This window comes from Allorhizobium sp. DMC15, from assembly GCF_056314065.1.
In genome coordinates, this window is the sequence record NZ_JBQUZB010000001.1 from 1,217,424 (window position 1) to 1,232,548 (window position 15,125).

Sequence of the window (15,125 nt, forward strand, 5' to 3'; positions counted from 1 at the left end):
CCGCACTGGTAATGTTTTATCTCGCGTCGCTCAAGTCTCGGGCGGCGTGAAAATGCGAGTGTGATGAGGGGATCTATGAAATTCTTTGGGCAACAGGGGCGTGGACTGAGCGGGACCTCAGATCTGGCACGCTCGACCACGGCGCTGACGGCACTGGCTGTCGCGGCATTTCTCGGCGCAGCGGATGCGGGTCTTGCCCAGGACGCCGCCGCTGAAGAGGCGGCAACAACAGCAGAAGCGTCCGGTGAAACCGTACTCGGCGACATCGTCGTCACCGGCAGTCGCGCCCCGGAAAAGATCTCCGAGATCGCCCGCACCATCAAGGTGGTCGATGAAGCCGAGATCAAGGCCGCCGCCCTTCAGGGCAAGAACCTGCAGCAGATCCTCGCCGAGACCGTGCCGAGCTTCGATGCCGCGAGCGAAGGCTCCCGCACCAGTTACGGCCAGAACCTGCGCGGGCGAACCGCACTCGTGCTGATTGACGGCGTCTCGCTCAATTCCGCCCGCGGCCTCAGCCGCCAGTTCGATTCGATCGACCCGTTCAACATCGCCCGCGTCGAGGTGCTGTCCGGTGCCACCGCCCTTTACGGCGGCAATGCCACCGGCGGCATCATCAACATCATCACCAAGAAGGGCAGGGATGCAGGCGACGGCCTGCATGCCGAAACCCAGGTCGGTGTTGCCAGCGGCTTCCAGGGCAGCCAGGATTTCGATCGCAACGCCGCCGGCGCCGTCACCTATAACAGCGGCAACTGGGACGCCCGCCTCTCGGTCTCCGGCAATCGCAGCGGCGCCTATTACGACGGTGCCGGCGAGATGGTCATGCCCGACATCACCCAATCCTCGACCGCGTTCAACGAGCGCATCGACGTCATGGGCTCCGTCGGCGTACAGATCGACGAAGATCGCCGGCTCGATGCGACCATGCAGTATTTTGACAGTGCGCAGGACAGCGACTACGGCCTCTATTACGGTCCCTATCTGTCCGGTCTCTCCAATCCGAGCCTGTTCGAGCCCCGTTCCGGCTATCAGTCGGATGTCGAGCCGCAGACCCGCCGCAAGATGCTGACGCTCAGCTACACCGATGCCGATTTCCTAGGGCAGCAGCTGTTGCTGCAGGGGGCGCTGCGCTCGGAAGATATCGTCTTCAATCCCTTCCCCTCCACGGGAACGCAGGCCGGCACCTATTTCGGCGCGAGCCAGCAGACGACCGATTACTACAGCTTCAAGGCCGCCATGGTGTCGGAACTGACCGATACGGTGAAATTGACCTATGGCGTCGATACCGACCGTGACAGCTTCTCGGCCACCCAGTCGATCTTCGACCTGACCACGGCCGTCACGTCCGGCGGGCTGAACTTCGACACGATCGGCATCACCGGCCTCTATCCGGACATCGATGTCACGACCTTTGCCGGTTTCGCCGAAGCCGCCTGGGAGGCGACCGATCGGCTGACGGTCAGCGGTGGCCTGCGCTACCAATACACAAACACGGAAGTCGGCGATTTCGTCGGTGCGGCCCAGCAGGTGGCGATCTTGAACGGCGCCGCCACTTCGGCCGACGCCATCCCCGGCGGCGAGGTCGATTACGATGCGCTGCTCTTCAATGCCGGCGCGACCTATGACGTCACCCCGGACCAGCAGGTCTATGCCAACTTCTCGCAGGGCTTCGAGCTGCCCGACCCGGCCAAGTATTACGGCGTCGGCACCTACACCCTGACCAATGGTCACTACGTCCTGAACGACAGCGTCAATGTCGCGACGTCGGCGCTGGAAGCGATCAAGACCGACAGCGTCGAACTCGGCTTCCGCCATGACGACGGCACCTTCAATTTCGCCGCCGCCGCCTATTACTCGACCTCGGACCGCTCGATCAGCCTGGATCGCACGACCTTGACGATCGAGATGAAGGACGAGAAGCGCCGCGTCTACGGCATCGAGGCCGAGGCTGGTTACAAGTTCGACAACGGCTTCGATGTCGGCCTGCTCGCCCACTGGGTGAAGTCGGAGAAGAAGGGCGCTGACGGCTGGTATCAGGAATCGGTCGGCACGGCGAGCACGTCGAAGGCAGGCGGTCACATCGGCTGGAGCAACGACGCCTTTTCCGTCCGCCTGACCGGCGAACACATCTTCAGCCTGGAAGACGATGCCGGCTACGAGATCGAAGGCTACAACCTCTTCAATCTCGGCGGTCGTTACACCTTTGCCGAACAGGCGACCACGATCAATTTCGGCATCCAGAACCTGTTCGACACCGATTACACCTCGGTCTGGGGCTCTCGCGCCAAGGCGCTCTATGGCGGACTGGTCGATGAATCGGTCTTCGATTACCACGGCCGCGGTCGCACCTTTGCGGTCTCCGTCACCAAGGTGTTCTGACACAAAAACAGACGGCGCGGGTTTGGTCCCGCGCCGTCTGTTTTCCGATTGCTACGCAAAGCCTGTTCAGAGCAGCGTCAACAGTGCCTTGGCCGCCTCTTCCGAAGAGGCCGGGTTCTGGCCGGTGACGAGCTTGCCGTCGGTCACCACGTGCACGCCCCAGTCGGCGCCCTTCTCGTAAAGACCGCCGCGCTCCTGCAGCATGTTTTCGACGAGAAACGGCACCACCTGCGTGAGGCCCACGGCCTCCTCTTCCGAATTGGTGAAGCCCGTCACCTTCCGCCCGTTCACCAGCGGCTGGCCGTCGACGCCCTTGACATGCCGCAGTACGCCCGGCGCATGGCAGACCGCACCGATCGGCCGATCCTTGGCGGCAAAGGCCTCGATCAGAGCAATGCTGTTCTTGTCTTCGGCAAGATCCCAGAGCGGGCCATGGCCGCCGGGATAGAAGACAGCGTCGAAACCATCGGGGTCGATCTGCGACAGCGGCGTCGTCGATGCGAGCAACTGCTGCGCCGTCTGGTCGGCCTTGAAGCGCTCCGTTGCTTCCGTTTGCGCATCCGGTGCGTCGCTCTTCGGATCGAGCGGCGGCTGGCCGCCCTTGGGCGAGGCGAGCGTGATCTCGGCACCCGCATCCTTGAGCACGTAATAGGGGGCGGCGAATTCCTCCAGCCAGAAGCCGGTCTTCTTGCCTGTGTCGCCAAGCTGGTCGTGCGACGTGAGCACCATCAAAATCTTCATGGGTTATCTGTCCTTTTCTTCGGGGGATGAGAATGGAGATACACTCAGGCGTCCGGCCCGACGCGAATGACGCGCTTGCCGAAGGCCTCGCCGCGCAACAGCCCGATAAAGGCGCGTGGCGCCTCTTCTAGCCCGTCGATCATCTCCTCGCGATATTTGATCTTGCCGGCCTCGACCCATCCGTCCATCTCCCGGGCAAATTCGGGATAGAGATGGCCGAAATCGTCAAATACGATGAAGCCGCGCAGGGTGATCCGCTTCTTCAGGAACATGCCCATCAGCCAGCCCATGCGATCCGGGCCGTCGGGCAAGGAGGTCGCATTGTATTGCGAGATCAACCCGCAGAGCGGGATGCGTGCCCGTGTGTTGAGCCGCGGCGCAACCGCGTCGAACACTGCCCCGCCGACATTTTCGAAATAGATGTCGATGCCATCGGGCGTGGCGAGTTCAAGCTGCCCGGTGAAGCCGTCCGACTTGTAGTCGACGCAGGCATCGAAACCGAGCACCTCGACCGCATGGCTGCACTTCTCCCGACCGCCGGCAATGCCGACCACGCGGAGCCCCAGGATCTTGCCGATCTGTCCGACGGTCGCGCCGACCGGGCCGGTCGCACCGCCCACCACCAGCGTCTCGCCCTCTTTCGGCTGGCCGATCTGCGTCAGTCCCGCCCAGGCCGTCAGCCCCGGCATGCCGGTGACGCCGAGTGCCCAGGAGGGATGCGTCGGGTTGGCGCCGAGCCGGGTCACGCCTTTGCCGTCCGACAGCGCATAATCCTGCCAGCCGGAAAAGCCGACCACCCAGTCGCCTTCCGCAAAGCCGTCCAGCTTGGAGCTGACCACCCGCGAAACCGTGCCTCCGACCATCGTCTGGCCAATCTCGACCGGTGCCGCATAAGACGGCGCATCGCTCATTCGGCCACGCATATAGGGATCGAGGGAGAGGAAAACCGTCCGCAGTAACATCTGGCCGTCAACAGGTGTCGGGATCTCGCCCGTTTCCAGCCGGAGTGTCTGTTCGTTCGGTTCGCCGCGCGGGCGTTCGGCCAGAACAAAACGGCGATTGGTCGTGGTTGATTGCGGCATGGATGATCTCCTGGTGTATAGACCGAAGCTTGGCATGAACGCGGTCCGTCCCGCGGGTTCGCAGCCGTGCGTTCGGGTCGCGAGCCTGATGCGCGAGAGCGCGGCAATTGCCGGAGGACGCCAGGCGAGCTGGCCGACCGGTTCCTGCGACAACAATAGTTCACCTCCCTGAAAGTTCCATCGGCGCATTGTCATATGGCGATGAAATCGAGCTGACCGGTCCGTGAAGTCATCTCCTCCGCGGACAGGCAGATGGCAGCCAACGACGCCCCCCTTCGGCCGCGTAGGCACCTCTCCCTTGGTTGCGGGGAAAGGCGCCTGTATCAACGCTTGTAGCCCTCTCCGCGGATGCGCGAAGAGGGCAGGGTGAGCTGCAAAGAGCTTCAGAGAGAGGCTGCTTTCACCCCCCGTTGCGCCCGCCCAAAAGACCCGTCACCGGATCGTCGCATGCACCATCTCGCCCCGGATGGTGATCGCGGGCTTTGCCCCCGGCGTGTTCGGCAGGGCGCTGTCGATATAGGAGGCGACGGCCTCCACGCCGTAAGAGATGGCGGTCGGCACCAGAAAACGGATCGAGGCGTCCAGCATGGCACCGGACACGAGCACAGCCTCGGTCTGTGTCACCCGCTCGAAGGTGAGCCGGGCGCGCAGCGCCGCACCAGCCAGCGCCACCCGCGTGGCGTGGCCGGCAAGCGCAAAATCGCCTGCATCGCTGGCAACGTCGATGGCGGAGAAATCGCCGTCGAGGCGCATCCGTGCGGCATTCTGAGTGATCGACACGGTCGCTTCCGGCTGAAGCCGCGCCTCCAGCAAGAGGGTGCAGTCGTCCCAGTCGTTCCAGCCAAAGAAACCGCCGCGGTCGCCCATGTCGATCTTCAGCGTGTCACCGTCGCGCCGCATGTGGCCCTGTCCGCCGCAGTCCGAGGCGAACCAGGCGGAGCGGAAGAGGGCGCCCCAGCCGCGTCGCGTACCCGACAGCAGAGCCTGGGGCGCGCCTCCCCCGCGCGTTGAAATGTGGATATCGCTGGCAGTCCCCGTCACCTCGAGCCGGGTCACGCCAGTCAGATCGATGGGGCCTGACACAGTTTCGCTCGCCTGGATCATCTGGATGCTGCCGTCGATGACGGCAAGGGCGACGATGCCGCCGAGGATGGAGAGAATGATGGTTCGTGTGCGCATGAGAGGCGTCCTTTCGCATGGCCCTGGCAGCGATCCATTGCGATCGGTACTCGGGCGGTTTCGATGCCCCATCTGGCGAAGACGCACTGTCAGAGGCGACCTCGATTGCGTTTCAGGTCGACCGGGATCGCGCTTTCGGTCATCTTGGCCGCCATCACACCCCGCGACTTTCGAAATCCCGCTCCATGCTTTTTGTCCCTCTGTCTTTTCTCGTCGCCCTGTTCCTCGCCATCTTCCTTCTCCGCCTGCTGCGTGAGGAGGGACGGGAAAGCTGGGCGTCGCATGGCCTCTTCCTGCCGCTGATCGTGCTCTACATTGTCCAGAGCCTGCTGGTCGGCCTGCGCTGGGGCTATGGCCTGATCGATGTCCTTCTGGTCTTGCCCGTTCTGGCGAGCCTCATTCCGGCGCTCTCCTATCTCGCTTTCCGCGATCTCGCCCGCGAGCGGCCGGGGCTGTCGCGTGCCGACTGGCCCCATCTCGTGCCCACCCTGCTGGTCGTCATCATGCTGGTGAGCGCACACCTGCCGGCCGGCTATGGTGCCCCGTCGCTCTGGCGAATCCCGGTCGATGTCGTCCTCATCGGCGAATTTCTCGGTTATGGTCTGTCCCTCTTCTGGCTCGCCCGCCACGGGCCGGACGGCCTCGTCGCCTCGAGGCTCGACGGCACGCTGCGCTCGCTGCGCGGCCTGCAACTCACCGGTCTGGCGCTGATCACCTCGGCGCTGACGGATGTCGCGATCAGCTTCGACATGCTGTGGTCCGGCGGGCGGTATTCGCCGCTGGTCGTCTCGGCCACGACAACGCTGATCCTGCTTCTTCTCGGTCTCGGTGCCGTGACCGCCGGCGAGGAGGGGCGGGAGGAGCGAAGTGAGGAGGGCGATGCCGGAGCCGCGGATCTGCCGCTCCGGTTCGCGCCCGGCGGCGTATCGAGCGCCGGGACAGCCGCTGCCACCGCGCCCGCTGCCCCCGCTGCGAAAGCCGCGACCGAAGACCATCACAGTCTTGCCGCCGACCTCGATCGCCTGATGGCGGAGAAGCGTCTCTGGGCCGATCCGGATCTCAACCTTGCCCGTCTGGCTCGACGCCTCGGTGCACCTGCCCGTCTGGTGTCAGAAGCGGTCAACCGCGTGCATGGCGTCAGCGTTTCACACTACGTCAACGACCATCGCATCGCCGAGGCATGCAGCCTGCTCGCCGCGACCGACTGGCCCGTGACCCGCATCCTCTTCGAAGCGGGCTTCATGACCAAGTCCAATTTCAACCGGGAATTCTTACGCGTGACGGGAGACAGTCCGAGCGACTGGCGGCGACGAGTTCTCACACCTGCCGCTTGAGGGGGAGATCGCCGCAAAGCGGCGGGTGGCGGGGATCCAGGTGGTAGGTTCGCCCCATCAAGGCGATGCAGGTTGCGACCGCTCATCCCATTCGGGGCTGCATTCCAACCCTCCCTCGAAGAGAGAGGTCGCAGATCACCGCGAATAGGCGGTAATCACCTCGAGAAACGCATCGCCATACCGTTCCAGCTTGGATTGTCCGATCCCGGAAATCCCCAGCATTTCGTCGTCGTCCATCGGCCGTTCGGTGGCGAGCGCAATGAGCGTCGTATCGGGGAAAACCACATAGGGCGGCACCCCCTGTTCGCGGGCGAGTTCCATGCGCTTCGCCCGCAGCGCCTCGAACAGCTCCTGATCGGCCTGATCGAGCCCTGCCTTGGCATGGGCGGTGCGCGATGCACTTGCCCCGCGTGCGGCCTTGCCCGTCGTCGGCCGGTCCTTGCGAAAGCGAACGTCGACCTCGCGCTTGAACACGGCCCGCGCCGTATCCTCGAGCTTCAGCGCCCCGAAAGCCGTGTGGTCAACCCGGATGTAACCGGCCGCGAGCAACTGGCGGAACACCGATTGCCAGGTCTTCGAGGACAAGTCCTTGCCCGCGCCGAAAACCGGCATATCCGTATGGCCGAAACGGATGGTTTTGTCGTTCTCCGTTCCCATGAGCACATCGATCAGATGCCCGGTGCCGAAACGCTCGCCGGTGCGATAGATCGCTGCCAGCGCCTTGATTGCAGCATCCAGTCCGTCCCAGGTCTCGACCGGTTTCAGGCAGGTGTCGCAATTGCCGCAGCCGCCCACGTGGCTCTCGCCGAAATGCTTGAGGATCGCCTGTCGCCGGCAGCCCGGCGTCTCGCAGATCGCAAGCAGCGCGTTGAGCTTCGCCCGCTCCACCCGCTTGATCTCGTCGGCCGCACCGCCCTCATCGATCATCCGCCCGCGCTGGATGACATCTGCCATGCCATAGGTCATCCACACCTCCGACGGCAGCCCGTCGCGCCCCGCGCGCCCCGTCTCCTGGTAATAGGCCTCGACCGAACCCGGCAGGTCGAGATGGGCGACGTAACGCACATTCGGCTTGTCGATGCCCATCCCGAAGGCGACGGTGGCGACGAGGCAGAGCTCTTCCTCTTTCAGAAACGCATCCTGGTTGGCGTCGCGGATCGCCCGGTCCATGCCGGCATGATAGGGCAGCGCCCGGATGCCCTGATCGTCCAACCAGTTGGCGATCTCCTCCACCTTGGCCCGCGACAGGCAATAGACGATGCCGCTCGATCCCTTGTGGCGGGAGAGGAAGCGCAGGAGTTGCTGGCGCGGCTGGTCGCGCTCGACGATCTCATAGGCGATGTTCGGCCGATCAAAGGAGGTGGTGAAGACGGCCGCATCCTGAAGCCCCAGCCGCTCGATGATATCGTCCCGCGTATGCGGATCGGCAGTCGCAGTCAGTGCCAGGCGCGGCACGCCGGGAAAGAGATCGGCGAGCTTGCCCAGTTCGCGATATTCCGGCCGGAAATCATGCCCCCATTGCGACACGCAATGCGCTTCATCAATGGCAAACAGCGCGATCTTCACGCCCTGCATCATCTCGACGAAACCGGCTGTGGCCGTCCGCTCGGGTGTCACATAAAGAAAGTCGAGTTCGCCCCGGTCGAGCGCCCGGCGGATATCGACATAGTCCTCCTTGGATAAGGTCGAATTCAGCGCCGCTGCCCGCACTCCGAGGCCCTTCAGCGCCTCCACCTGATCGCGCATCAGCGCAATCAACGGCGAAACCACGACGCCGACCCCCGGCCGGCAGAGCGCCGGCACCTGGAAGCACAACGACTTGCCGGCCCCCGTCGGAAACAGTACCACCGCATCGCCGCCCGAGACCACATGGTTCACCACCTCCGCCTGCCGCCCGCGAAAGGCCGGATAACCATAGACGCGCTTCAAGACGGCAAGCGGGCCCTCGCGGCCATCTCGGTCACTGGCGGAGAAAAGCGGATCGGTAAGGGGTTGAGTCGACATGGGCAAGGTGTAGCCGAAGGGGAGGGGGCTGGCCACAGCGCAAATCTGGTGTCTTGCGAGCGCTGTCGCCAGCTTGGGGAGTGGGGATCGGGAGGAAGACAACTCTCCTCCGATTGCCCTCAGCCGGCTCGCCTCGCTGGGAGTGGCTTCAAGCTGCGAGACCCCACATGCTCCGGCCAATTCCAACCTGTCACGCCCGCTCGAGCACCCGCGCCTCCTCGGGGTACCGATCCAGCAGACGAAAGAGATTGATCACCGCAGGAGAGGGGATCACCTTGCCGGTTTCATACCGGGAAAACGCATTGTGCCCACCGCCCGTCAGCGCCGAAGCCTGGGCCTGATTCAGCCCAAGCTTCTTCCTGATACGCCGCAATTCCTCACCGACGCTGCGTCTCGCATGCAGCACAAGCGCGTCCCCGGCGGCGGCATAACGCTCAGCGCTGTCAGCGTCGAATTCGATCTCGCTGCAGCTCTCGCAGCGCCATCCCGACAGCCCTTCGACCGTCGTCTTCGAATCGCGGAACACCACATCATGCGCCTCGTTCTCGAAGCGAACCATCCCTCTGCCCGAACCACAACTGATGCAATCCGTGCCCATTTTACAACTCCTTGAACTGAATGACGGGCGCGCCATCCGTGCGCATCGTCACCTTCACATAGGCTTTCCCGACCGGCGTGTCGGCATGGTAGACGTCCTGCCACACGCGACTGTCGGCATAGGTCGTCATCGACTTGAAGAAGTGCCGTGGCGTGAGCGTACAGACGGCATCGATCATCTCTGCCATGGTCAGTCCCATCTGCCTTCCGCCGTCGATCGCGGTCTTGGTGAAAGCGGCAGCCTTGCGCGCCCGCACCAAGAGGATGACAGCGGCCAGATCATGATGCGCGATCCGTTTCTCCATGACCTAAATTACCCTTAAGGGGTAAAAATTCAAGGCCTGTCCTTCCTATACCTAGATCCGTTCACTTTTATGGTCCGCAATCCCTGTGCACCGCAACAATCCCCTATTGCCTTGCTGCCCGCTGGCTGCTCCTCATCGATCCCACGCCCAAGTCTCTAAGGATCGCCTCCCGCATGCCCACCCCCCTCAAACTTTATCTCGCCGGCCCCGAAGTCTTCCTCCCTAACGCCCGCGCCATCCTTGATGCCAAGGCGGCGCTCACCCGCACCTACGGCTTCGAGCCCATCTGCCCCGGCGATCTCGCCATCCCGCCGGCCCCGACCAAACACCAGTTCGGCCTCAACATCTCCGAGGTCGACGAGGGCTTCATGAACCGCGCCGATGGCGTCATCGCCAATCTGACGCCGTTTCGCGGCATTGCCGCCGATCCCGGCACGGTCTTCGAACTCGGCTATATGTGCGGCGCCGGCAAGCTGGTCGCCTGCTACACCAATGTCGCAGCCAGCCACTATGACCGCACCGCCGACTATTATGCCGGCGAAATCCACATCGCCGAAGACGGCCGCAAGCGCGCGCCCGACGGCACGATGCTGGAAGACTTCGAGATGATCGAAAACCTCATGCTGCATGGCGGCGTCGAGCGCCGTGGTGGCCCGGTGGCCGTGCATGCCGCGACGTCTGAAACCCTCTGGACCGATCTCACCGCCTTCGAGTTTTGCTTGAAGTCGCTCTCGGAAAGAGTCTGAATTCAGCGCTTTGGCGTGAAAAGCTCAGATCCCGCGCCCGGCGGTGATCAGCGGACCAACCGTTCTCGGGACGCGTCCGCATGACCCTGTCAAAACCGGGGGCTTGTGGTTCGCAGACGGCAGTGCTTCTTGGGCCGCAAAAGAGGCTCCCCTATGACTCAGTCGATTGCCGACCGGCCCGCCCTCGGTTCCCGTTTCCACCGCCTTCTGCTCTCGAGTGGCCTTGCCAATCTCGCCGATGGCATCGGTGTGGTCGCCTGGCCGTGGCTCGCCTCGCTGATCACCCGCGATCCCCTAGCGATCGCGCTCGTTGGCGTGGCGCAAAAACTGCCCTGGTTCCTCTTCGCGCTTCCCTCGGGCGTGATCACCGATCGCTTCGATCGCCGCCGTCTGGTGATCGCGATGGATTTTTTGCGTTTCATCACCCTGATGACGCTCTCCCTCGTCATGCTGGCACCCGGCATGCTGCCCGATAGTCCGGTTGAGGATTTCCCGCGCGACCTGCTTTACGCCCTGTTGCTGCTGTCCGCCCTCATCGTCGGCTTCGCCGAAGTCCTGCGCGACAATTCTGCCGTCACGCTGCTGCCCTCGATCGTCCCCCATGCGCGGCTCGAAACCGCCAATGGCCGCATGGGCAGCCTGGAAACGGTGATGAACATGATGATCGGCCCGCCGCTCGCCGGCCTCGTCATCGGGCTGGCGCTGCCGCTCGCCTTCGGGCTCTACGGCCTGGCCTTCGCCTTTGCCGGACTGCTGATCCTCTCGATCCCGGGAGAATTCCGCACGGAGCGGCCGGAGCCGCGCCATTGGATCGCGGAAATCCGCGAGGGCACCGCCTATCTCTTCGCCCGTCCGCTGCTGCGCGATCTGGCGCTGGGCCTCGGCGTGCTCAACGCCATTGAGGTCATGCTGCTGATGGGGCTGGTGCTCTACGCGCAGGAGGTCATGGGCCTGAATTCGGCCGAATATGGCTTGCTGTTAACAGGGCTTGCCGTCGGCGGCGTCATCGGGGGCCTGCTCGGCGAGCCGATCATCCGCCGCTTCGGTGCATCTGCCTGCCTGCGCGCCACCATCGCCTGTTGCATCGTCTGGGCGCTGGTCGTGCTCCTGGTCCCCGTGCCCATTCTGGTCTGGGCAGCGCTCGCCCTCTCGGCCGTGACTGGCATGGTCTGGAACATCATCACGGTATCGCTGCGCCAGCGCCTCATCCCGCCGCATCTGCTCGGGCGGGTCAACAGCGTCTACCGCTTCTTCGGCCTCGGCACCATGCCGCTCGGCGTCTTCCTGGCGGGCGTCAGCGTCACGCTGGCCGAACACGTCATGCCGCGCCCCCAGGCCCTCGGCATGCCCTTCATCCTCGCCGCCATCCTCTCCGTCTTGCTACTCGCCGGCCTCTGGACCCGCGTTTCGCCCAAGGCACTTGCGGCATTTGACGGGCGGTGAGCACCTCCCACCTCCCCCTTGAGGGGGGAGGTCGCCGCAAAGCGGCGGGTGGGGGTGAGCCAGGCGACCAGCGTGCCGCCACCCGTCACCCCACCCCGGACCTTCGGTCCGACCCTTCTCCTCAAGGCGAGAGCGATCCTCTCACTCGATCGGTTCAAACACCATCGAATGCCCGTTGATGCAGTAACGCAGGCCCGTCGGCTTTGGGCCATCCGGAAACACGTGGCCGAGATGCCCGCCGCAATTGGCGCAGCGGATTTCGGTCCGCACCATGCCGAAGGACATGTCGCGATGCTCGGTGACGGCATCCGGCTTCACCGGTTCGAAATAGCTCGGCCAGCCGCAGCCGGCGTCGAACTTGGTGTCCGAGACGAACAGCGGTTCGTCGCAGGCCGCACAGCGATAGAGGCCCTTCTGGAACGTGTCCCAATAGGGGCCGGTGAAGGCGCGCTCGGTGCCGTGTTCGCGCAGAATGCGGTATTGCTCCGGCGTCAGCTGTTCGCGCCATTCGGCATCCGATTTGACAACTTTCGGCAGGGTGGGTGTGGAGCTCATGGTTTTCTCCTTGGGGGATGACACAGCCCAAGCATCGCCGGGACCGTTTGGGACTATAGATAGGGCGCCTCTGTGGCTGCTGCAATTGCGCCTGACTTTGCCTTGGTCGCCTCTGATCTTCCGGCCTTTCAAGCCAACGCCGAAATACCTCCGAAATCCCCAGCTAATCGCCGTCTGACGCGTCCGTGATCGAGTTTTTTGCCGTTTTTGCTTGGAATGCCGGGACCCATGTCCTAACACGGAGCCTCCTTGATCGTCCCGACACCCGCGGTCGTACGCCCACGAGGAGGTGGAATGCCTGACCTGCCGAGCGGCCTGACCTGGCTCGCCCTATTGCTGCCCTTCGTCGCGGCGCTTGTCGCCCCCGTGCTGACCGCCCGTCTGGGCGCCGCTGCCGCCTGGCTCATCGCGCTGTTTCCCGCGTTCGCCTTCGTGCATTTCCTGGGCTTCCTGCCGGAGATTGCCGCCGGCGGCCGCGTCACCGGCGGCTTCGCCTGGGTACCCAGCCTCAATCTCTCCTTCTCCTGGCTGCTCGATGGCCTGTCGCTGACCTTCGCGCTGCTGATCACCGGCATTGGAACGCTGATCGTGCTTTATGCCGGCGGCTATATGAAGGGCCACCCGCAGCAGGGGCGGTTCATCAGCTATATTCTGCTTTTCATGGGCGCCATGCTCGGCGTCGTCGTCTCCGACAGCTTCCTGATGCTTTTCGTCTTCTGGGAGCTGACCTCGATCACGTCTTTCCTGCTGATCGGCTTCGACCACACCCGTGAAGCCTCGCGCCGCGCCGCTCTCCAGGCGCTCGTCGTCACCGGCGGCGGCGGTCTCGTCCTGCTCGCCGGGCTGATCTTCCTCTGGAACATCACCGGCGTCAGCCAACTGTCGCTGCTCTTGTCGACCGGCGACATCCTGCGGGAAAGCCCGTTCTATCTGGCGGCCCTGCTTCTCGTGCTCGGTGGTGCCTTCACCAAATCGGCCCAGTTCCCCTTCCACTTCTGGCTGCCCAATGCCATGGAAGCGCCGACCCCGGTTTCGGCCTATCTGCATTCGGCCACGATGGTGAAGGCCGGCGTCTATCTCCTCATGCGGCTGAACCCGATCATGGGCGGCACACCCGCTTGGGAAATCTTGCTTCCCTTCTTCGGCGGTTTGACGCTTCTGGTCGGCGCGATCCTCGCCGTCCGCCAGACCGATCTCAAGCTGATGCTCGCCTATACGACGGTCGCCTCGCTCGGCCTGCTTGTGATGCTCACCGGCTTCGATACGCCTTACGCCGTCGAGGCGGCGGTGCTCTATCTCGTCGCCCATTCGCTGTTCAAGGGCGGCCTCTTCATGGTCGCCGGCATCATCGACCATGAGACCGGCACGCGCGACATCCGCCTGCTCGGCGGCTTGCGCAAGCTGATGCCGATCACCTTTGCCGCAGCCCTTCTCGGCGGCATCTCCATGGCGGGCCTCCCGCCGCTCTTCGGCTTCCTCGCCAAGGAGGAAATCTACGCAGCACTGGCCGGCGCCAATCCGCGGGCGATCCTCTTCACCGGTGTCGCTGTCATCGGCAATGCGCTGATGTTCGTCATCGCCTTTGCCGTCGGCCTGAAACCTTTCATCGGCGCCGAGACGAAGACGCCGAAACACGCCCATGAGGGACCCGTCCTGCTCTGGCTCGGCCCGCTGACGCTCGCCGTCCTGTCCTTCGTTACGGCCGTCCTTGCCACCGTCACCCACCGCTACATCACCTCGCCCATGGCGAGTGCGGTTTCAGGCGAACCGGAGACCGTCACCATCGGGCTGATCCCCCATATCGGTGTACCGCTCGCCCTATCATTGCTCACGATTGCCCTCGGCCTTGCCATCTATCGCAGCCTCGACCGCTTGCGCGCTGGCGTCGATCGCCTTGTCACCGGCCTCGGCATCAGCCCCGATCGCGGCTTCGATCATGTCATCGCCGGTCTTGTGCAGCTTGCGGTGAGGGTCAGCCGCGTCATCCACAACGGGCGGCTCGAAGTCTACATCACCACCACCTTCATCCTGCTCGCGCTCGTCCTCCTGGTTACCCCGGTCGTATATGGCGAGCTGCCGTCCATGCCCGTCTGGCCGGCCGATCTCGGCCTGGCCGAAGGCGCCTTCCTTGTGATTGCCGTCATCGGGGTTCTGGCCGTGCTCACCGCCAAGGATCGTCTCACCGCCATCGTCTGCCTCGGCATCCAGGGCTTTGCGCTGGCCGTGCTCTTCCTGCTCTACGGCGCGCCGGATCTCTCCTTCACCCAGTTCATGGTCGAAACCCTGTCGGTCGTCATCCTGGCGCTTGTCATGACCCGGCTCAGGCTCTCGCCCACCGATCACCGGCCGCTCCTTGCCCGTATTCTGGATGGCGCCGCCGCCGTGGCCTGCGGCCTCGGCTTCGCGCTTCTTCTGGTTCGCGCCACATCCGCACCCTTCGATGCCACGCTGACGGAATTCTTCGCCGCCTATTCCAAGGCGATCGCCCATGGCGCCAACGTCGTCAACGTCATCATCGTCGACTTCCGCGGCGTCGACACGCTCGGCGAAATCTCCGTCGTCATGATCACCGGGTTGGCCATCCTCGCGCTGATCCGCATCCGCGTCGCCGCGGCAGCGCCCACCGCCTCCGTGGTCTCTCCGCCATCCGGCTCCTTCGCCGATGTGAAGGGCAAGAAGAAGGGGAAGGGCAAGTGATGGTGGCACCTGTTCTTGATCCGCATTCGGCCCACTGCGCCACATCAGTCGCTTGCGCTATTG

The 15,125-nt window shown here is 64.0% G+C and carries 12 protein-coding genes; 5 read left to right on the forward strand and 7 right to left on the reverse strand.

Features of this window, described 5'->3' with window-relative positions:
• Positions 1-75: 75 nt before the first annotated feature.
• Complete coding sequence (rhtA, locus tag ACT53S_RS05955; protein WP_476066268.1) at positions 76-2,379, forward strand: TonB-dependent siderophore receptor RhtA; 2,304 nt, start codon at positions 76-78, stop codon at positions 2,377-2,379.
• 66 nt (positions 2,380-2,445) lie between these two features.
• Here rhtA and ACT53S_RS05960 read toward each other — a convergent pair whose 3' ends face one another.
• From ACT53S_RS05960 to ACT53S_RS05970, 3 genes are all read right to left on the reverse strand, one after another.
• Positions 2,446-3,120: a type 1 glutamine amidotransferase domain-containing protein gene (locus ACT53S_RS05960; RefSeq protein ID WP_476066269.1), complete on the reverse strand. Its 675-nt coding sequence runs from the start codon at positions 3,118-3,120 to the stop codon at positions 2,446-2,448.
• Positions 3,121-3,164: 44 nt separating this feature from the next.
• Positions 3,165-4,202: an NADP-dependent oxidoreductase gene (locus tag ACT53S_RS05965; protein ID WP_476066270.1), complete on the reverse strand. Its 1,038-nt coding sequence runs from the start codon at positions 4,200-4,202 to the stop codon at positions 3,165-3,167.
• Between the two features lie 432 nt (positions 4,203-4,634).
• Complete coding sequence (locus tag ACT53S_RS05970) at positions 4,635-5,381, reverse strand: hypothetical protein (protein ID WP_476066271.1); 747 nt, start codon at positions 5,379-5,381, stop codon at positions 4,635-4,637.
• A 17-nt stretch (positions 5,382-5,398) separates the two neighbouring features.
• Between ACT53S_RS05970 and ACT53S_RS05975 the strand changes: the two genes are divergently transcribed.
• Complete coding sequence (locus tag ACT53S_RS05975) at positions 5,399-6,715, forward strand: helix-turn-helix domain-containing protein (RefSeq protein WP_476066272.1); 1,317 nt, start codon at positions 5,399-5,401, stop codon at positions 6,713-6,715.
• 135 nt (positions 6,716-6,850) lie between these two features.
• Here ACT53S_RS05975 and recQ read toward each other — a convergent pair whose 3' ends face one another.
• The 3 genes from recQ to ACT53S_RS05990 all read right to left on the reverse strand — a co-directional run bounded on the left by recQ (position 6,851) and on the right by ACT53S_RS05990 (position 9,621).
• A complete protein-coding gene (recQ, locus tag ACT53S_RS05980) occupies positions 6,851-8,719 on the reverse strand; it encodes a DNA helicase RecQ (protein WP_476066273.1) in 1,869 nt (622 codons plus the stop codon).
• Between the two features lie 190 nt (positions 8,720-8,909).
• Complete coding sequence (locus ACT53S_RS05985; protein ID WP_476066274.1) at positions 8,910-9,317, reverse strand: type II toxin-antitoxin system MqsA family antitoxin; 408 nt, start codon at positions 9,315-9,317, stop codon at positions 8,910-8,912.
• Position 9,318: 1 nt separating this feature from the next.
• The gene (locus ACT53S_RS05990; RefSeq protein ID WP_476066275.1) at positions 9,319-9,621 is read right to left on the reverse strand and encodes a type II toxin-antitoxin system MqsR family toxin; all 303 of its coding nucleotides are present in this window, start codon (positions 9,619-9,621) and stop codon (positions 9,319-9,321) included.
• A gap of 173 nt (positions 9,622-9,794) precedes the next feature.
• On the opposite strand from ACT53S_RS05990, the gene ACT53S_RS05995 reads away from it, so the two are divergent.
• Positions 9,795-10,367, forward strand: a complete 573-nt coding sequence (locus ACT53S_RS05995; protein ID WP_476066276.1) for a nucleoside 2-deoxyribosyltransferase — start codon at positions 9,795-9,797, stop codon at positions 10,365-10,367.
• 153 nt (positions 10,368-10,520) lie between these two features.
• The gene (locus tag ACT53S_RS06000) at positions 10,521-11,810 is read left to right on the forward strand and encodes an MFS transporter (protein WP_476066277.1); all 1,290 of its coding nucleotides are present in this window, start codon (positions 10,521-10,523) and stop codon (positions 11,808-11,810) included.
• Between the two features lie 141 nt (positions 11,811-11,951).
• Here ACT53S_RS06000 and msrB read toward each other — a convergent pair whose 3' ends face one another.
• Positions 11,952-12,365, reverse strand: a complete 414-nt coding sequence (gene msrB / locus ACT53S_RS06005; RefSeq protein WP_113378778.1) for a peptide-methionine (R)-S-oxide reductase MsrB — start codon at positions 12,363-12,365, stop codon at positions 11,952-11,954.
• 294 nt (positions 12,366-12,659) lie between these two features.
• Here msrB and ACT53S_RS06010 point away from each other — a divergent pair, with 294 nt between their 5' ends.
• Positions 12,660-15,062, forward strand: coding sequence for a putative monovalent cation/H+ antiporter subunit A (locus tag ACT53S_RS06010; protein WP_476066278.1), 2,403 nt, complete (start codon positions 12,660-12,662; stop codon positions 15,060-15,062).
• Positions 15,063-15,125: the final 63 nt, after the last annotated feature.